General features: G+C 67.3%; 19 protein-coding genes. 12 read left to right on the forward strand and 7 right to left on the reverse strand.

Annotated features, from left to right (window positions below; translation table 11 throughout):
- Positions 1 to 83: 83 nt before the first annotated feature.
- From O0K41_RS13070 to O0K41_RS13085, 4 genes are all read left to right on the forward strand, one after another.
- Positions 84 to 932, forward strand: a complete 849-nt coding sequence (locus O0K41_RS13070) for a MurR/RpiR family transcriptional regulator (protein ID WP_164222914.1) — start codon at positions 84 to 86, stop codon at positions 930 to 932.
- A gap of 15 nt (positions 933 to 947) precedes the next feature.
- The gene (locus tag O0K41_RS13075; protein WP_164222917.1) at positions 948 to 1709 is read left to right on the forward strand and encodes a L,D-transpeptidase family protein; all 762 of its coding nucleotides are present in this window, start codon (positions 948 to 950) and stop codon (positions 1707 to 1709) included.
- Positions 1706 to 3007, forward strand: coding sequence for an amino acid permease (locus tag O0K41_RS13080; protein ID WP_005407814.1), 1302 nt, complete (start codon positions 1706 to 1708; stop codon positions 3005 to 3007). The genes O0K41_RS13075 and O0K41_RS13080 overlap by 4 nt, the downstream gene beginning before the upstream one ends.
- Before the next feature lie 110 nt (positions 3008 to 3117).
- Positions 3118 to 3441: a hypothetical protein gene (locus O0K41_RS13085; protein WP_005412038.1), complete on the forward strand. Its 324-nt coding sequence runs from the start codon at positions 3118 to 3120 to the stop codon at positions 3439 to 3441.
- An 87-nt stretch (positions 3442 to 3528) separates the two neighbouring features.
- Here O0K41_RS13085 and yiaA read toward each other — a convergent pair whose 3' ends face one another.
- On the reverse strand, positions 3529 to 3981 hold the full coding sequence (gene yiaA / locus O0K41_RS13090; protein ID WP_005407812.1) for an inner membrane protein YiaA: 453 nt from the start codon (positions 3979 to 3981) through the stop codon (positions 3529 to 3531).
- A 168-nt stretch (positions 3982 to 4149) separates the two neighbouring features.
- Here yiaA and O0K41_RS13095 point away from each other — a divergent pair, with 168 nt between their 5' ends.
- A complete protein-coding gene (locus O0K41_RS13095; RefSeq protein WP_012478946.1) occupies positions 4150 to 5319 on the forward strand; it encodes a PQQ-dependent sugar dehydrogenase in 1170 nt (389 codons plus the stop codon).
- 114 nt (positions 5320 to 5433) lie between these two features.
- Here O0K41_RS13095 and O0K41_RS13100 read toward each other — a convergent pair whose 3' ends face one another.
- From O0K41_RS13100 to folB, 4 genes are all read right to left on the reverse strand, one after another.
- Entirely contained in the window at positions 5434 to 5979 is a 546-nt protein-coding gene (locus O0K41_RS13100; RefSeq protein WP_123958151.1) for a hypothetical protein, read from the reverse strand.
- Between the two features lie 130 nt (positions 5980 to 6109).
- Positions 6110 to 8284, reverse strand: a complete 2175-nt coding sequence (locus O0K41_RS13105; protein ID WP_164222920.1) for a glycoside hydrolase family 3 N-terminal domain-containing protein — start codon at positions 8282 to 8284, stop codon at positions 6110 to 6112.
- Between the two features lie 128 nt (positions 8285 to 8412).
- Positions 8413 to 9684, reverse strand: a complete 1272-nt coding sequence (locus O0K41_RS13110; protein WP_005407808.1) for a mechanosensitive ion channel domain-containing protein — start codon at positions 9682 to 9684, stop codon at positions 8413 to 8415.
- A 91-nt stretch (positions 9685 to 9775) separates the two neighbouring features.
- Entirely contained in the window at positions 9776 to 10129 is a 354-nt protein-coding gene (gene folB, locus O0K41_RS13115; RefSeq protein ID WP_005407807.1) for a dihydroneopterin aldolase, read from the reverse strand.
- A 356-nt stretch (positions 10130 to 10485) separates the two neighbouring features.
- Between folB and O0K41_RS13120 the strand changes: the two genes are divergently transcribed.
- A complete protein-coding gene (locus tag O0K41_RS13120) occupies positions 10486 to 11151 on the forward strand; it encodes a hypothetical protein (RefSeq protein WP_032965532.1) in 666 nt (221 codons plus the stop codon).
- Positions 11152 to 11184: 33 nt separating this feature from the next.
- On the opposite strand, the gene tsaD is transcribed toward O0K41_RS13120, so the two are convergent.
- Complete coding sequence (gene tsaD, locus O0K41_RS13125; RefSeq protein ID WP_005407805.1) at positions 11185 to 12210, reverse strand: tRNA (adenosine(37)-N6)-threonylcarbamoyltransferase complex transferase subunit TsaD; 1026 nt, start codon at positions 12208 to 12210, stop codon at positions 11185 to 11187.
- 166 nt (positions 12211 to 12376) lie between these two features.
- On the opposite strand from tsaD, the gene rpsU reads away from it, so the two are divergent.
- From rpsU to O0K41_RS13155, 6 genes are all read left to right on the forward strand, one after another.
- Positions 12377 to 12592: a 30S ribosomal protein S21 gene (gene rpsU, locus O0K41_RS13130; RefSeq protein ID WP_002808376.1), complete on the forward strand. Its 216-nt coding sequence runs from the start codon at positions 12377 to 12379 to the stop codon at positions 12590 to 12592.
- A gap of 134 nt (positions 12593 to 12726) precedes the next feature.
- Positions 12727 to 13170: a GatB/YqeY domain-containing protein gene (locus tag O0K41_RS13135; protein ID WP_005412032.1), complete on the forward strand. Its 444-nt coding sequence runs from the start codon at positions 12727 to 12729 to the stop codon at positions 13168 to 13170.
- A gap of 105 nt (positions 13171 to 13275) precedes the next feature.
- Positions 13276 to 14196, forward strand: coding sequence for a YihY/virulence factor BrkB family protein (locus O0K41_RS13140; protein WP_049396179.1), 921 nt, complete (start codon positions 13276 to 13278; stop codon positions 14194 to 14196).
- Positions 14197 to 14256: 60 nt separating this feature from the next.
- A complete protein-coding gene (dnaG, locus tag O0K41_RS13145; protein WP_164222922.1) occupies positions 14257 to 15996 on the forward strand; it encodes a DNA primase in 1740 nt (579 codons plus the stop codon).
- A gap of 26 nt (positions 15997 to 16022) precedes the next feature.
- Positions 16023 to 16523 carry a sulfur transferase domain-containing protein gene (locus tag O0K41_RS13150; RefSeq protein WP_061480358.1) on the forward strand — a complete coding sequence of 167 codons (501 nt, stop codon included), beginning with the start codon at positions 16023 to 16025 and terminating at the stop codon, positions 16521 to 16523.
- Between the two features lie 31 nt (positions 16524 to 16554).
- Positions 16555 to 17526, forward strand: a complete 972-nt coding sequence (locus O0K41_RS13155) for a bile acid:sodium symporter family protein (RefSeq protein WP_005407800.1) — start codon at positions 16555 to 16557, stop codon at positions 17524 to 17526.
- Between the two features lie 116 nt (positions 17527 to 17642).
- Here O0K41_RS13155 and O0K41_RS13160 read toward each other — a convergent pair whose 3' ends face one another.
- Positions 17643 to 18449, reverse strand: coding sequence for a calcium-binding protein (locus O0K41_RS13160; RefSeq protein ID WP_164222925.1), 807 nt, complete (start codon positions 18447 to 18449; stop codon positions 17643 to 17645).
- Positions 18450 to 18487 lie beyond the last annotated feature (38 nt).

An 18487-nucleotide genomic window follows, 5' to 3' on the forward strand; every position in this document is an offset into this window, starting at 1 on the left:
GCAAACCCCGCCCGCCCGAGCCACCACATAATCTGCTCTATGCTGCCAACCGCAACGCGCCTACACATGCCCGGACACCCCGCATGCCGCCCCTGCTGAAGATCCGTTCCGAGCGCGGGCAGATGTCGGCCATCGAGCGCCGCATCGCCGACTTCATCCTCGACAACGCCCACCTGCTGCGCGACTACTCGTCCCAGCAGCTGGCCAGCGCGCTGGGCATCAGCCAGTCCAGCGTGGTGAAGTTCAGCCAGAAGCTCGGCTTCAAGGGCTACCCGGACCTGAAGTACTCCATCGGCCAGGATGTCGCCCGTGCTGGCGCCGATCCGCAGCAGGCCCCCAGCGAACCCGACAGCGGCGACGACTACCTGCGCCTGGGCGACACCCTGCGCCGCAGCAAGGCGCAGGCCGAAGAGGAAACCCGCCAGGCCAACCCACGCAAGGAAATCGAGCGCATCGTGCAGCTGCTCGACGGCGCGCCCAAGCTGTTCGTGTACGGCCTGGGTGACGACGGCCTGTATGCCCGCGAGTTCGCCATGCGGCTGTCGCTGCTCGGCCTGCTGGTGGTGCCGCATACCGACCCGATCCTGATGCTGGCCAACCTGTCGGCCGCGCGCCCCGGTGATGCGCTGCTGGTGTTCTCCGAATTCGGCAACCTGCCTCAGCTTTCGCAGCTGTCGCGCCAGTTCCAGGACATGGGTGGCAAGGTGATTTCCATCACCCGCCATACCGCCAACCCGCTGCGCGCGCATGCTGACGCAGCGCTGGTGGTGTGCGCGCACGAGCGCACGCCGCAGGTCGCGCAGCTGCTGTACCGTAGCGCCATGCACGCCCTGCTCGATTTCCTGTTCGTGCTGCTCTGCCACACCAATCCGGACCGCCAGCAGCAGCTGGCGGTGAACCTGGAGCGGATCGACCACCTGCTGGATTCCTGACCGGAGCACCTGTTGATGAAATCGCTGGTCCGTCTCGCTACCGCTGCACTGCTGCTTGCCGCGGCGGCATCCGTCCACGCTGCGCCGCTGCAGGGTGCGCGCCAGCTGATCGTGGTCACCAGCGAAAGCTGGGACAGCACACAGGGCCAGCTGCAGGCCTATGTGCGTGATGGCAAGGGCTGGCACGCACATGGAGAGGCGTTCCCGGTGGCACTGGGCCGCACCGGCAGCGCCTGGGGCCTGGGCCTGCACCCGGCGCAGGCCGATGGCCCGCAGAAGCAGGAAGGCGATGGCCGCAGCCCGGCAGGCGTGTTCGCGCTCGGCAGCGCGTTCGGCTATGCCGTCACCCGCCCCGGCACCGCCATGCCCTACCAGCCGATGCTCGACAGCAGCTACTGCATGGATGTGCCGGCGTCGCCGTTCTATAACCGCATCGTCGACGCGAAGAAGGTCGGCAAGGCAGCTGTGGAAGGCTCCACCGAGCCGATGCGGCTGGATCTGCACAACAAGGGCGACGTGCGTTACCAGGAAGGCTTCGTGATCGCCCACAACCCGGACAACCAGCCCGGCAAGGGCAGCTGCATCTTCGCCCATCTGTGGCGCCAACCCGGTGAGGCCACGGCCGGCTGCACCGCCATGCCGCAGGCCCGCATGCAGGCCCTGCTGGACTGGTTGCGGCCGCAGGATGCGCCGCGCTTCGTGCTGCTGCCGCGCGCCGAGTACGCGCGCCTGCAGGCCCAGTGGCAACTGCCCGCACTGCGCGGAGACGCCCGTTGAGCGCGCAGGACGAACCGCAGCTGCAGCGCGCGGTCAGCCGCTGGCAGATCGTCGGCCTCTCGATCAACGATGTGATCGGCAGCGGCATCTACCTGCTGCCGGCCGCCACCGTCGCCCTGCTCGGCCCCTTCAGCCTGTGGGGCGTGGTCGCCGCCGGTATCGTCGTGGCGCTGCTGGTGCTGTGCTACGCGCAGGCCGCCAGCTATTTCGACGAGCCCGGTGGCAGCTACCTGTATGCACGCGAGGCGTTCGGGCGCTTCGCCGGGTTCGAGATCGGCTGGATGATCTGGCTGACCCGCATCAGCTCGGCGGCCGCACTCAGCAACGCGCTGGCCGATGCGGTCGCGCGTTTCTGGCCGTGGGCCGGTGCCGGCATGGGGCGCATCGCGGTGATCGTGGTGTCGCTGGGCTTCCTCACCGGCGTCAACATCATCGGCGTGCGCTCGGCCGCGCGCACCGGCGTGGTGCTGGTGATCGGCAAGATGTTGCCGCTGCTGCTGTTCGTGGCCATCGGTGCGTTCTATATCGACCCGCAGCTGGCCTTCTCCGGCCAGCGCCCCGACCCGCACGACCTGCAGCGCATGGGCGAGGCCGCGTTGCTGCTGCTGTACGCCTACGCCGGCTTCGAGAACATCCCGGCCGCCGCCGGCGAGTACCGTAATCCGCGTCGCGATATTCCGTTCGCGCTGATCACCATGATCATCACCGTCACCGTCATCTACGGCGCGGTGCAGGTGGTGGCACAGGGCACGCTGGCTGGTCTGGCCAGCTCGGCCACGCCGCTGGCCGATGCCGCTGCCGGCTTCGGCGGCGAAGCACTGGCGCTGATCCTCACCGTAGGCGCGACCATCTCCATCCTCGGCACCAACAGCAACACGATGATGATGGGCCCACGCTTCCTGTTCGCACTGGCCCGCGATGGCTATGGGCCGAAGATCCTGGCGCAGGTGCATCCGCGCTTCCACACGCCAGCCGCGTCGATCCTGTGCCAGGGTTTGATCGCACTGGGCCTGGCCCTGTCCGGTTCGTTCGTGCAGCTGGCCCTGCTGTCGATGACCACGCGCCTGTTCGCCTACATCGGAACGGCCGCTGCGGTACTGGTGCTGGCCAAGCGCTATGCGGACCGGCCGGGCGCACTGAAACTGCCGGGTGGCCCGCTGATTCCGGTACTCGCGCTGCTGCTGTGCCTGGCGCTGTTCGCCAGTGCCAGCTGGCAGAACATCGCTGCTGCGCTGGTGGCGTTCGCCATCGGCGCGGTGATCTACAAGCTGCCGCGAAAAGATGCCGACGCCGGATGACCGATAGCGCCGGGCCATGCCCGGCGGATTGATCTGGTGATCACGCTGCCGGACCGGGCCGTTAACCGCCACACAGGCAGGATCAGGCTTCGTCCACAACGGAGCCTTCCATGACCGAGTACCAGATCCCCGGCCGCGTACCGGACGACAGCACGCCGCGCGATGCGGTCAGCAACTACTGGCGCGAACGCTACACCGCCGAACCGTACTACGACGACCAGCTGTTCTTCGAGGACTATGAACCGGCTTACCGCATCGGCCATGCCGCGCGTGCGCAGGACATGATCCGCGCCTACGAACAGGTCGAAGCTGAACTGGAGTCGCGCTGGGCCAGCGAGCGTGGCCGCAGCCGGCTGGAATGGGCGCAGGCACGCAATGCCGTGCGCCGTGGCTGGGAGGACGCGCAGCAGGCGGATCCGTTGTTGAAGCGATAGCGCCACGCTTTTGTCGAGCCGAGCCTACGCTCGGCTCGACTCAACAAACGCCGCAGGACAGCCGAGCATGGGCCCGGCTCTACACATTCACTCCTGTTCCGGCAGCGGCGGCACGACCGCGCTACGCTTGCTCTCACCGCCACCGGCGGCGATCAGGTCGCGGGTGTTCTTCTGCACCGCCACCGCGCCGAACAGCGACAGTGCATACGCCATGCCGTAGAAACCCTTCTCGCTCGGTGCCAGCGTGGCATTCCACAGGCCAACCAGCAGCAGCATCAACGCCGACAGCAGTGCGAACCAGCACAGCGCGTAGTACAGGCCACTCACCGGAATGCCCTCGACGCGGTCACGCACGCTCTTCTGCAGCGACACCGCTGCGAACAGGCCGAACAGCAGCAGGGTCAGGTAGTAGCCCTTTTCGTTGAGCGCCATCGTGGCGTTGAACAGACCGATCAGGTAGGCCGCCGCACCCAGCAGCAGGGCCACCCATGAGGCGGCGATGAAGGCGGTGGAGGGCTTGTGGGGCATGGCAGTGTTCATTGCAGATCCTTGGCAGGCAGACGGGCACGCTTTGCCCGGGCGTGCCCACCCTAGACGATCCCGCCGCGCTCGCACAGGGGTCGCAGGACCTTCGAGCCACGACGCTCACGGCGCCGGTGGTATACAAGGGACAGCCCGGCCATCCGCATCCCCGCACTGGAGATACCCATGACCCGCACGCCCCTGCTGCTCGCCCTCGGCCTGGTGCCGATCCTTGCCACCTCCGCCTGCAATGCCGCCGACCCGGCCGCCAACGGCGCCCAGACCGCAGCGCCCGCAGCCTCCACCACTGCCGACCAGCGCCCGTTCACCGCCACCGAAATCAGCCGGTTCGACCAGCCGTGGGCGATGACCTTCCTGCCGGACGGCAGCCTGCTGGTCACCGAAAAGCGCGGCAAGCTGCAGCACCTGGACCTGGCCAGCGGCCAGAAGCACGAGATTACCGGCGTTCCGAAGGTCGCTTACGGCGGCCAGGGCGGCTTCGGTGACGTGATCCTGCACCCGCAATTCGCGAGCAACCACGTGATCTATCTCAGCTATGCCGAGGAAGGCACGCTGGACACCCGCGGCGCTGCCGTGGCCCGTGCCACGCTGGCGCTGGATGCCAACGGTGCCGGCCAGCTGAAGGACCTGAAGGTGATCTGGCGACAGAGCCCGAAGGTGAGTGGTGAAGGCCACTACGGCCATCGCCTTGCTTTCGGCCCGGACGGCAAGCTGTGGATCAGCTCCAGCGAGCGCCAGAAGTTCGATCCGGCGCAGGACATGGGCGGCAACCTCGGCAAGATCATCCGCCTCAACGATGATGGCAGCCTGCCCGCCGACAACCCGTTCGCCTCGCAGGGCGGCGTGGCCGCGCAGGTGTGGTCACTGGGCCACCGCAACATCCTCGGCATGGCCTTCGATGCCAACGGCAAGCTGTGGGCACACGAGATGGGCCCGGCCGGCGGTGACGAACTGAACCTGATCGTGCGCGGCGCCAACTACGGCTACCCGATCGTTTCCAATGGTGACCATTACGACGGCCGGCCGATTCCCGACCACGACACGCGCCCGGAATTCGCCGCGCCGAAGGTGACCTGGACGCCGGTGATCTCGCCGGCCGGCTTCGTGATCTACAGCGGCAACCTGTTCCCGCAGTGGAAGGGCAGCGGCTTCATCGGCGGCCTGTCCTCCACCTCGCTGGTGCGCGTGGCTTTCGACGGCGACAGCGCGCGCGAAGCCGAACGCTTCAACATGGGCGAGCGGATCCGCGAAGTGGAACAGGGCCCGGATGGCGCCCTGTGGCTGCTGGAAGACGGCAGCAAGGCGCGCCTGCTGAAGCTCACCCCGAAGACCTGATGCCCGCCGGTGCCGGGCGCTGGCCGGCACCTGGATCCTTCCGACATCCTGCGGTTGCCGGCCAGCGGCCGGCACCACCTTGCCAAACGGCCCCGCACGCGGGGCCGTCTGCGTTCATTGGATGGTGATGACCTTCACCTCGGTCTTCGTGCAGGCCTGATCCAGGCACTGCCCGTTCAACCACACCTGGCCGCTGCCGATCATCACGCCCTGCTGGTTGACGAACACCTTGCCGAAATCCTGCTCGGACACCGCCTTGACCACCGCCGGGGTGATGATCTTCTCGTAGTTGCGCTGGAACTCACCGGGGCCGGTGATCTTCTTTCCGCCACCGACGTTCAATGGAAAGCGCACTTCCTCCACCACCGCAGCGCGATCGCCGCCAACCACGGCGGCCTTGAACGCATTGAAGACCTTCTCGAACTGCGCCGCATCGCCAAGCAGCGTTTCGATGCGCGCGCGTGCGTCTTCGGCGGGCGCTTCCGCTGCGGGCGCGGCCGGTGCCGAAGCAGCGGGTTCAGTGGCAGATGCCGCAGGCGTTGCCTGGGCGCTGGCCTCCATCGGCGGCGGTGCATCCGCCGCAGGCCCGGCCGGCGGTGCCGCCGGCTGCGAGCAGGCGGCCAGCATCAGGGCGGGAATCAGACAAGCCATCCGGCGCATGCGCGCACTCCATCGAAACAGGGAGCCCGATGGTAGCGCCGCCGCGGTGAGGACAACAAAAAGGGGACGGAGGGGATTAAGTCGTTAGTGGCACAAACGACTTAATCCCCTCCGTCCCCTTTTTCTTCGATCAGGCCTTCAGCAGCTCGAACTGCACGGCTTCGCCGGCCGCCGAGGACGCGCAGACCCACAGGTCGAAGTGGCCCGGCTCGGCACGCAGCACGCCGTCGCGGCCAGTGAAGGCCAGCTGCTCGCGGGTGAGGGTGAACACCACGTCGGTCGACTCGCCTGGCTGCAGTGTCACCTTGCGGAAGTCCTTCAGTTCACGCACCGGACGCACGCGGCTGGCCACGCGGTCGTGGATGTACAGCTGCACCACTTCCTCGCCGGCCATGTCGCCGCTGTTGGTCAGCGTGGTGGTGATGGTCAGGGTGTCGTCCCAGCCGAGCTGCGCCGCACTCAGCTGCGGCACGCCGTAGGCGAAGGTGGTGTAGCCGATGCCGTGGCCGAACGGGTACAGCGGCTCGTTCGGGATCTCGCGCCAGCGAGCCTTGAACTCCGACATGGTCGGCAGTTCCGGGCGGCCGGTGCGCGGGTGGTTGTAGAAGTACGGCTGCTGGCCGGACACCTGCGGGAAGCTGACCGGCAGGCGGCCGGACGGGCTGTAGTCGCCGAACAGCACATCAGCCACGGCATGGCCGGTCTGCGTGCCCAGGTACCAGGTGACCGCCACCGCGTGCGCGTTGCGCACCGCACCCTGCAATGCCAGCGCGCGGCCGTTGCGTAGCAGCACCACCAGCGGCTTGCCGGTCATCGCCACCGCCTCGGCCAGTGCCTGCTGTGCCGGCGGCAGGGTGATCTCCACGCGCGACTGCGCTTCACCGCTGTAGCGCTGCGGTTCGCCCAGCGCCAGCACCACCACGTCGGCGCGCAGCGCGGCAGCCACCGCTGCTTCGGTGCCGCCCGGAATGGCGGTTTCCAGTTCGCAGCCCGGCACGATCTCCAGCAGCGCTTCATCGCCGATGGCGGCGCGCACGCCGGTTTCCAGGTCCACGTAACGCTGCTTGTCGCCGAACAGGGTCCAGCAGCCTTCAATGTTCTCGCGGTCCTGCACGAACGGGCCGATCAGCGCGATCTTCTGCCCGGTCTTCTGCAGCGGCAGCACGTTGTCACGGTTGTTCAGCAGCACGATCGAACGGCGCGCGGCATCGCGCGACAGTTCGTCATGCGCGGCGAGGTACGAGGTATCGGCTTCGCGCGCCGGGTCCAGCGAACGGTACGGGTCGTCGAACAGGCCGATGGTTTCCTTCAGCCACAGGATGCGGCGCACGCCCTCATCCAGCACCGCCATCGGCACCTCGCCGCTCTCGACCAGGCCCGGCAGGTGCTCGGCGTAGAAGCCGCTCTGCATGCTCAGGTCCAGGCCGGCGGTGAACGCCTTGGCAGTGGCGTCGCGGTCGTCGGCGGCGTAGCCGTGGGCGACCAGTTCCATATCGGCGGTGTAGTCGGAGATCACCACGCCCGGGAACTTCCATTCACCGCGCAGGATGTCGGTCAGCAGTTCGGCGTTGGCACTGGCCGGCACGCCGTTGATGTCGTTGAACGAGGACATCACGGTGATCGCGCCGGCGTCGAAGGCGGCCTTGAACGGCGGCAGGTGCACGTCGCGCAGGGTCTGCGGCGAGATGTCCACCATGTTGTATTCCATGCCGGCCATCACCGCGCCATAGGCGGCGAAGTGCTTCGGCGTGGCCAGCAGCGAATCGGCGGCGCGCAGGTCGCTGCCCTGGAAGCCGCGCACGCGGGCGGCGGCAAAGGCACAGCCCAGCACCACGTCCTCACCGGCACCTTCGGCGCCACGGCCCCAGCGCTGGTCGCGGGCGATGTCCACGGCCGGGGCATAGGTCCAGTGCAGGCCGGCAGCGGTGGCCTCGATGGCGGTGGCGCGCGCGGTGCGCTCGGCCAGCGCCGGCTCGAAACTGGCGGCCTCGCCCAGCGGAATCGGGAACACGGTGCGCATGCCGTGGATGACGTCGGCCGCCAGGATCACCGGGATGCCCAGGCGGCTCTCTTCGGTGGCGACCTGCTGGATCCGGCGGCCCAGTTCGGCGCCCACACCATTGAACAGCGAGCCGACCTTGCCCTCGCGCACCTGCTGCAGCACCTGGTCGGCATTGCGCACGTTGGCTTCCGGGTTCACGTCCGGGGCGAACGGGCGGACCATGTCCGCGAAGACACCCAGCTGGCCGACCTTTTCCTCGACGGTCATCTGGGCAATGAGGGATTCGATGCGATCGGAGGCCACCGGCAGTCCTTGATGAAAACGTTTACAAGCCCGGCATTCTAGCGATCCCGGACGATTTGGCGAGGGGTTTGTTCATTCAGTTTCAGCCACCAGCGGGGTCCGTATGGCCCCGCCGGGGGCACCGCAGCTTACTCCGAGCCAGCCAACTGGCGCTGCCCGGCCATCAACATGGCGTCGCTGGAGGCTTGGAATACCCGCAGGCCGAAGGCCGGCAGGATCGCCAGCAGGTGGTCGAAGATGTCCGACTGCACCGCCTCGTACTCGCCCCAGGCGGTGCTGCGGGTGAAGCAGTACAGCTCCAGCGGCAGGCCTTCGGTGGTCGGCTGCAGCTGACGTACCAGCAGGGTCATGTCGGTATGGATGCCCGGGTGGCTGCGCAGGTAACGCTCCACATAGGCCCGGAAGGTACCCAGGTTGGTCACCCGGCGGCTGTTGACCTCGGCCACGCCCTGCTCGCGCAGGCGCCCGTTCCACTGCCCCAGTTCCTGCTCCTTGGCCTGCAGGTAGTCGCGCAGCAGCGCGAATTCACCGAGGAAGGCCAGGTCGCCCTCATCCAGGAAGCCGACGCTGTGCTGGTCCAGGTACAGCGCGCGCTTGATCCGGCGCCCACCCGCCTCCTGCATGCCGCGCCAGTTCTTGAACGACTCGGTCACCAGCTTCTTGGTCGGGATGGTGGTGATGGTCTTGTCGAAGTTCTGCACGGTGATGGTGTGCAGGGCGATGTCGATCACATCACCGTCGGCATTCTGGCTGGGCATCTCGATCCAGTCACCGATGCGCACGCGACCATCGCCACTGATCTGTACGCTGGCCACCAGCGACAGGATGGTGTCCTGGAAGATCAGCATCAGCACTGCGGTGGCGGCGCCGAGACCGGTGACCAGATAGCGGAGGTCGACGCCGGCCAGGGTGGCAACGATCGACAGGCCGGCGATCACGAAGATGACGATCTTGGCGACCTGCAGGTACCCCTTGATCGGCTTGTTGCGTGCCTCAGGGCGGCGCTCGTAGAGATCATTGGCCGCATCCAGCGCATGCGAGATGGCCAGCACCACGGTCAGGATCGCCCACGCCTGGCAGGCGCCGATGATGAAGCTCACCAGCCCCGGCGGCAGGTCCGGCACGATGCGGATGCCCGAGGCGATCACCTGGCTGGGCACCACATTGGACAGACGCGAGATCACCCGCATCAGGTGGCTGCCGCGGCCGGTATCAGCGCCCGGCAGGCGGCTGAGCAGGCGTCGCAGCCCGCGCAGCAGGATGCGCTTGGTCACCCAGTTGGCCAGGCCAGCGGCGATCAGCAGCGCCGAGATCATCAACGCCAGGTAGGCGCCAGGATAGGGTTCCAGTGTGTTCTGCAGCCGTTCCAGCCACTGTACCGCCACCACCGCGTCCACCATCGGTTGTCTCCTGTCTGTTTCGTTGTTGCCAAGGTTGCCGGCCAGCGGCCGGCACTACCGGGGTTGCTGGCCAATGGCCGGCGCGACCGGGTCAGTCCCGCGTGCGTTCGATGATCACGCCCACCGCGCGCGCGCCGCGCACCGCGCCCGGCTTGCTCAGCTTCAGGCGCAGCCACTTCACGTCGAATTCGTCCAGCACGATCTGCGCGCAACGCTCGGCCAGGGTCTCGACCAGGCCGAACTCCGACTCGCGCACGAACTGTTCCAGGCGCTTGCTCACCGCCTTGTAGTTCAGGGTGTGGGCGATGTCATCGGTGGCTGCGGGGCGACGGTTGTCGAAGCCCATTTCCAGGTCGAACACCAGGTCCTGGCGGATCCGTCGTTCCCAATCGTAGATGCCGATCAGGGCGTCGATCGTCAGCCCCTCGATGAAAACCTTGTCCATTGCGGTTACCAGCCGAATACAGACGGCCATGGTACCGGCACGGCGGTGAGCCTGCCCGGAACGGGCGGCGGGCCACCGGCGTGGGGCGGCCCGGAAAAAACAAAGGGCCCTGCTAGCGGGGCCCTTTGGTACTACCGTTTGTCCCCGGGGGGAGCTGAAATCCAGCCGCGAGTCCCGGTGGCGCAGGCACGCAGATTAGGCAAGGACCAGATCGCCGGTCAAGGCCAAATCCGACAGGACAGGTCAGGTATTCGTCCGAGGCAAAACGCAGAAAATCAGCCGCGCGGACAAGGACGTTCCCTGATGGTCGCCGCCGCCCACTCTCGCGAACATCGATTCCTCCTTCACCACCGCACATGACGATGGCTCCATACGATGTACTGCGGCGCGCGTTGTCAGCGGAGCGTCTGTCTACTTACGAGAGAATCGCATCGAGCTGCAGCCCCGACGTCACAGCCGAATCCCTGTACCTGTGGAACATGCGGATGTGCAGTGCACTGATGATGCCGGTCCATCTGTGCGAAGTGGTCACCCGCAACGCCGCTGCAGCTGTGCTCGCCAGGCAGCATGGCCCGCGTTGGCCCTGGAATAATGCCTTCCGACGGAGGCTGCCAACCTCATCCAGTACTTCTCCGCGCACGGTACTGGAACAACTTGCCAGCCGCGTAACCGATACACCTGGGATCGTCGCCAACCTGCCGATGGTGTTCTGGCAGCAACTCTTTACCTGTCGCTTCGACTCCACGCTTTGGATACCCGCACTCAGCAGGGTTCTGCAGCATGCTCCCTCTGCTCATCCCAGTGCCGTCAGGAAAGCCATCCATGCGGATATCGGACGCATCCGCCACCTGCGCAACCGCATCGCCCATCACGAGCCCATCCTCGAGCGCGACATCGGCGCCGACCTGGCCGCGATCGGGCGGCTGATCCATGCCCGCTGCCCACACACGCTGGGCTGGCTGCAGCGCCATGAGCGGGCGACAACCGTGCTGGCGGCGTCGCCGTTGGCAGTGCATCGGTAATGCGTCCGCCGGCCGTGGCCCGACGCTACCGGTTCACACCGCCGGCAGGGTCGCCATGTCCCAGCGCGGGGTCACATCCACCTTCGGCGGACTGTGCTGGCCGGCCTGCAGGCGCAGCGCGCCGGCGAAGGCGATCATCGCCCCGTTGTCGGTGCACAGTGCCGGCCGCGGGAAGCAGGCGCGGCCGCCGAGGCGCTCGGCCATCTGCTGCAGGCGGGCGCGCAGGCGCTTGTTGGCGCCGACGCCGCCGGCCACCACGATCACGTTGGTCCCCGCCGCTTCCAGCGCGCGCTCGCACTTGATCGACAGGGTCTCGACCACCGCATCTTCAAAGCCCCGGGCGATGTCGGCACGGGTCTGCTCGCTCTGGTCGCTGTCGCGCCAGGCCATCAGGACCTGGGTCTTCAGGCCGGAGAAGCTGAAATCCAACCCCGGGCGGTCGGTCATTGGCCGCGCGAAGCGGTACGCGCCCGGCGTGCCCTGCTCGGCCAGCCTGGCCAGCTGCGGGCCGCCCGGGTACGGCAGACCCATCAGCTTGGCGGTCTTGTCGAAGGCCTCGCCGGCCGCGTCATCCAGGGTCTCGCCCAGCAGCCGGTATTGGCCGATCGCATCCACTGCCACCAGCTGGGTATGGCCACCGGACACCAGCAGCGCCACGAACGGCGCTTCCGGCGGGTCGTCTTCCATCAGCGGGGCCAGCAGGTGGCCTTCCATATGGTGTACGCCCACGGCCGGTACCTCCAGCGCCCAGGCCAGTGAACGCGCCACGCCCGCGCCCACCAGCAGCGCGCCGACCAGGCCGGGACCGGCCGTATAGGCCACGCCATCGATATCGTCTACCCCCAGACCGGCTTCGGCCAGGGTCTGGCGCACCAGCGGCAGCAGCTTGCGGACGTGGTCGCGGCTGGCCAGCTCTGGCACCACACCACCGTATTCGGCGTGCAGGGCGATCTGGCTGTAGACCGCATGGGCGCGCAGGGCCGCGCTGCCGGACAGGCCGGTGTCATACACCGCCACGCCGGTCTCATCACAGGAAGATTCGATGCCAAGGACTCGCATGCCTGCTATTATGACGCCCCTGCCGCCCCCTCGGGGGATGTGCAGATCTCACTGCTTTCGAACTTCCGGCCCGTATTCAGGGTTGGCCGCTTGCAGTTTGTCTATTCGCCGCTATAATGTGCGGCTCGCCGGGCGTGACCCGGTTCTACTGTGTCCCGGAGATTCCATGCCCAGCGTCAAAGTCCGCGAGAACGAGCCCTTCGAGTTTGCTCTTCGCCGCTTCAAGCGCACTTGCGAAAAGGCCGGTGTGCTGGCCGAAACCCGCAAGCGCGAGTTCTACGAAAAGCCGACCCAGGAGCGCAAGCGCAAGGCCGCCGCTGCTGTGAAGCGTCAGCTGCGCCGCTCGTCGCGCGACGTCACCAAGCGTCAGCGCCTGTACTGATCGGACGCATCTTCATTGCGGCGGGCCTGCCTGTCGCGATGGAGCCGAAGCCGGCACGCGCGAGCGTCGCCGGCTTTTTGCGTTTCCGGGTTCGGGCATCCGCCCCCGCCCCACCTACCACCACGAGGTTCCTCATGAGCATGAAGCAGCAGCTCACCGAAGACATGAAGGCCGCCATGAAGGCGGGCGAGAAGCACAAGCTGGGCGTGATCCGCCTGATCAATGCCGCCATCAAGCAGCGCGAAGTGGACGAGCGCATCGAACTGGACGACACCGCCGTGATCGCCGTGCTCGACAAGATGGTCAAGCAGCGCAAGGACTCGGTCAGCCAGTACGAAGCCGCCAACCGCGAAGACCTGGCCGAGATCGAGCGCGCCGAGATCGTGGTCATCGAAGCCTACCTGCCGGCCAAGATGGGCGAAGCCGAGATCGTGGCCGCCATCCAGGCCGCCATCGCCGAAACCGGCGCCTCCGGCCCGGCCGACATGGGCAAGCTGATGGGCGCACTGAAGCCCAAGCTCGCCGGCCAGGCCGACATGGGCCTGGTCTCCAAGCTGGTCAAGCAGCTGCTGGCGTAATCCAGCACTTGCGGTCGGATCCCTTCCGCGACACGGAAGGGCTCTGACCCCATTGATGCACCCGCTTCACCGCACCTTCGTCGGTCGCCTGCTACAACCGCACACATGGTTGAACCCGAGCCCAACGTTCCCGTGTCACTGCACAAGTACATCAAGCGCCTGCAGGACAGCTTCCCGATGGCGGTGGCCAAGCGCTTCATCGACGTCGACGTGCTGACCCAGGCAGCTTCCGTCTCCTTCTACGCCCTGCTGTCGATGGCACCGTTGCTGGTGCTGCTGCTGTGGCTGACCGCCTCGCTGTACCCACCGGCCCAGCAGGCACTGATCGACCAGATCAGCTCGGTGGCCGGCAGCAGCGCGGCCACCGTGGCCGAAACCGTTCTGAAGAACGCCGACAACCAGCCGGATGTCGGCTCGCTGGCGGGTGTGTGGAGCACGCTGCTGCTGTTCGTCGGCGCCACCGCCGTGTTCGCCCAGCTGCAGAACGCACTGAACCTGATCTTCCGCACCAGCGGCGAGCGCCTGGAAGGCCTCAAGGCCTGGCTGCGCAAGCGCGTGTTCTCGTTCGGCGTGGTGCTGGCGCTGGGCTTCCTGCTGATCCTGTCGATGACCGCCACCACGGTGCTGCAGGTGGCCTTCGCGCAACTGCCCTCGATCCTGCCCGCGCTGGGGTACGTCACGAGCCTGCTGCTGTACGCAGTCGGCTTCGCCTTCATGTACCACTACCTGCCCGACCGTCGCGTGGCGTGGCGCCAGGCCTTCATCGGCGGCGTCATCACCTCGGCACTGTTCGCACTGGGCCGGTACGGCATCGGCGTCTACATCGCCACCGTGGCCCCCGGCAGTGCCTACGGCTCGATGGGCGCGCTGGTGATCTCGCTGGTCTGGATCTACTACGCCACCGTCGTGTTCTTCGTTGGCGCCCTGATGACGGCGGTGATCGATGAGCGCCTGCGCGCGCGTCATCACCTGGCCGCAGCCGGCATTGATCCGGCAACCGCCAGCCAGGTGCCCGACAGGGGGTAAACTAGGCCAACCGCCCCGGTTCCGTCGCGTGGTCCTGCACCGCGCCCTGCCCTGTTGCCCATGGCCCGTATCCCCGACGCTTTCATCGACGACCTGCTCGCCCGCACCGATATCGTCGAGGTGGTGGGCAGCCGCGTGCCGTTGAAGCGCCAGGGCAAGGAGTACGCCGCGCGCTGCCCGTTCCATGACGAGCGCTCGGCGTCGTTCACGGTCTCGCCCACCAAGCAGTTCTATCACTGCTTCGGCTGTGGCGCGCACGGCACCGCGATCAGCTTCCTGATGAACTACGACCGCCTCGAGTTCCTCGACGCGGTGGATGAACTGGCCAAGCGCGCCGGCATGGAAGTGCCGCGCAACGAGAATCCGCGCAGCCCGCAGCAGCAGGACGACAGCCGCGAGCTGTACTCGGCGCTGGACGCGGCGACCAAGTTCTTCCAGAAGAACCTGGAGGGCAGCGAGAAGGCCCGCAGCTACCTGGATGGCCGTGGCGTGGACGAAGAGAACCGCGCGCGCTTCCAGATCGGTTACGCGCCGGATGGCTACAGCGGCCTGCGCGACGCGCTGGGCAAGGACGAGCGGCGCATGAAGCTGCTCGACCGCGCCGGCCTGTTCTCCAAGAACGATCGCGGCCATGTCTACGACAAGTTCCGCGACCGGGTGATGTTCCCGATCTTCGACCGCCGTGGCCGGGTGATCGCCTTCGGTGGCCGCGTGTTCGAGAAGGACGACGGCCCCAAGTACCTCAACTCGCCCGAAACCGCGCTGTTCCACAAGGGCCGCGAACTGTACGGCCTGTGGCAGGTGCGCCAGGCCAACCAGAAGATCGAGCGGCTGATCGTGGTCGAGGGCTACATGGACGTGGTCTCGCTGTTCCAGTTCGGCGTCACCCAGGCGGTGGCAACGCTGGGTACCGCGACCACGCCGGACCATGCCGAGCTGCTGTTCCGCAACGCACCGGACGTGTTCTTCTGCTTCGACGGCGACGCCGCCGGCCGCCGCGCCGGCTGGAAGGCGCTGGAGTCGGTGCTGCCGCGCATGAAGGATGGCCGCCAGGCCTTCTTCCTGTTCCTGCCCGATGGCGAAGACCCGGACACCATCGTGCGCAAGGAAGGCGCCGAAGCGTTCAACGAGCGCCTGAAGCAGGCTACGCCGCTGTCGCAGTTCTTCTTCGACGAACTGACCCGCGAGATCAACCTGGGTACGCTCGATGGCAAGGCACGCCTGGCCGAACGCGCCAAGCCGATGCTGGCGCAGATTCCCGACGGCGCCTTCGGCGACCTGATGAAGCAGCAGCTGGCGCAGCTGACCGGGCTCGGCGGCAACGCCCAGGCTGCACGCACGCCGATGCCGCAACGCCAGCCGCAGCGGACGATCCAGCCCGTGGCCAAGCGCAGCCTGGTGCGCGGCGCGATCGCCGTGCTGCTGCAGCAGCCGTCGCTGGCGCTGACGCTGGGCGGCAAGCACCACTTCCAGGGCCTGCGCCTGCCCGGCGTGGAACTGCTGCTGGAGCTGCTGGGGCTGGTCGAACAGCGCCCGGACATCAGCACCGGCGCCCTGCTGGAACACTTCGACGGGCGCGAGGAACAGGCCTCGCTGCATACCCTGGCCGCACAGACGCTGCCCGGCACCGAGGCCAGCTGGACCCAGGAACTGCACGACGCCGTGGCACAGCTGGAGAAACAGCTGCTGGTGCAACGTCTGGAGGAGTTGTTGGCAAAGCAGCGCCAGCAGGGCCTGGACGATACTGACAAGTACGAACTGCGCGAGCTGCTGAAGGCGCGCGCCGGACTGCGCCTGTAGCGGCAGAACTTTTCACGGAGAAGACCATGCTGCTGCGCCTGACCTGCCTGCTGTTGTTGTCGCTCTGCCTGCCACTGACGGCCCTGGCCGAAGACGCGCCCCTCAACGAAGTACGCCCCGGCCTGTATGCCGGTGGCCAACCCAGCGCCGCACAGCTGCAGGCCCTGGCCGCGCAGGGCGTGCGCACGGTGATCGACCTGCGCCAGCCTGGCGAGGACCGGGGCTTCGATGAAATCCACGCGGCCGAATCGCTGGGCCTGCGCTATGTGCGCATTCCGGTGGCCGGCGCCGAGGGCCTGGATGCGGCCAATGTGCGCGCCGTGCACCAGGCCCTGCAGCAGAGCCAGGGGCCGGTGCTGCTGCACTGCGCCTCCGGCAACCGCGCCGGTGCCGTGCTCGGCCTGGTCAATGCCCGCTATGAACATGCCAGCCCGGAGCAGGCGCTTCAGCTCGGCCAGCGCGCCGGCCTGAAGTCGCTGGAAGCCGCCACCCGCCAGCGCTTGGCCACACCGGTCACCTCGCCCTGAACCACCCTCCGCACCAAGGACTCTGCCCACCATGACCCGCTGGTGGTCGCGCCTGCGACCGGACAACTTCACCCTCGCCCTGCTGTGCACCGTCGGCCTGGCCTCGCTGCTGCCGATGAAGGGCGCCGCTGCCATCGTGCTCGACGATGTCACCACCGTCGCCATCGCCGCGCTGTTCTTCCTGCATGGCGCGCGCCTGCCGCGCGAGTCGATCATCGGCGGCATGCTGCACTGGCGGCTGCACCTGACCATCCTGGCCTGCACCTTCCTCCTGTTCCCGCTGCTGGGGCTGATGTTCAAGCCACTGTCGGGCTGGCTGCTGACTCCGGAGCTGTACCTGGGCGTGCTGTTCCTGTGCACCCTGCCGTCCACCGTGCAGTCGTCCATCGCGTTCACCTCGATGGCCCGCGGCAACGTGCCGGCAGCGGTGTGCAGCGCCTCGCTGTCGAGCATCCTCGGCGTGTTCCTGACCCCACTGCTGCTGACCGCGCTGGCCGGCACCTCCGGCGGCGTGCATGACCCACTGCACGCGATCGGCGGCATCATGCTGCAGCTGCTGGTGCCGTTCGTGGCCGGCCACCTGCTGCGGCCGTGGATTGCCGGCTGGGTGGAGAAGCAGCGCGCGCTGCTGCGCTACACCGACCAGGGCACGATCCTGCTGGTGGTGTATTCGGCGTTCGGCGAAGCGGTGACCGAAGGGTTGTGGAGCAAGACACCGCTGCTCTCGTTGCTGGCCGTGGCCGTGGTGGCTGCCGTGCTGCTCGGCATCGCCATGCCGCTGATCACCTTCATCGCCCGCCGGCTGCGCTTCAACCGCGAGGACGAGATCGCCATCGTGTTCTGCGGCTCGAAGAAGAGCCTGGCCACCGGCGTGCCGATCGCCAAGGTGCTGTTCGCCGGCGGCAGCCTCGGCGCGATCGTGCTGCCGGTGATGATCTACCACCAGATCCAGCTGATCGTCTGCGGTGTGATCGCGCAGCGGTATGCGCGGCGCAAGCCCTGACAGGGCACGCGGGTTGTTCCGGGTAGACCATCCACGCATGGCGTGGATCTACTCCAAACCACGGATGGCGTGAACCACCAGTAGATCCACGCCATGCGTGGATGGGTTGCCTGACGCTACGGATCCACGAGCGTGCCGACGCTCAGCTCCGGCATCCACACCCACAGGTCGTACACCCGTTCCGCATGGGTATCGCCCCGCGGCCGCGGGGCCACCTGCTCTGGAAGTGGCCGCGCCATGCAACGGTCCGCGCACGCCCACGCCTGGCCACGCAGCGCACCCAACCGCACGCTGTAGATATCCAGGTCCCGCAGCTGGGAGGCCATCGGCCGCCTCTGCATTTCCGGTGGCATACCTTCCGGCCGCCGCAGCATGGCGTGGACATTGCCAGTCAGCACCAGCATGCGTGCATTGTCTGGCAACTCTCGATAGAGCCGTCGCAACTCGGCTGCCATGAAGTCATCGCGCGCCTGGTTGCCGTCACTGCTGGCATTGACGTCATAGCCAACCACTTCGATCACGCGCCCCTGCGTCTTCAGCACACGCAGGCCTTCGATCATCGCCAGCATGTCGCGGCTGCGGCGACCATCATGCTGGTCATCGCGCACGGTCCAGAACGCGCGGCCGTGCAGGTGCCGGCGCGCCCTGGCCCCGCCATCGGATTCCAGATAGTCGCGCAGCACAGGGTTCTCGGCGCGTGGCAGTTCCAGCGCCATCAGGACCGGGCCGTTGCGGCTGTAGTCGTCCACCAGCTGGCGTACCAGCAACGGCGTCTCGCGGGTGCCGTGGAATTCGCCCAGTACCAGCAGGCGGTGCTCACCGGCATGCTGGCGGATCTGCGCGGCGGTGTCATCGGCATGCGCGGTGAGGGCCACACCCAGCGCCAGCAGCAGCGCGGTGGTCCAACGGAAGATCGAATGCATCCCTGCGCCTTCCTTTCCTTTGCGGTCAGGAACAGCAA

This window comes from Stenotrophomonas sp. Sm2128, from assembly GCF_030985535.1.
Lineage (GTDB): Bacteria > Pseudomonadota > Gammaproteobacteria > Xanthomonadales > Xanthomonadaceae > Stenotrophomonas > Stenotrophomonas maltophilia.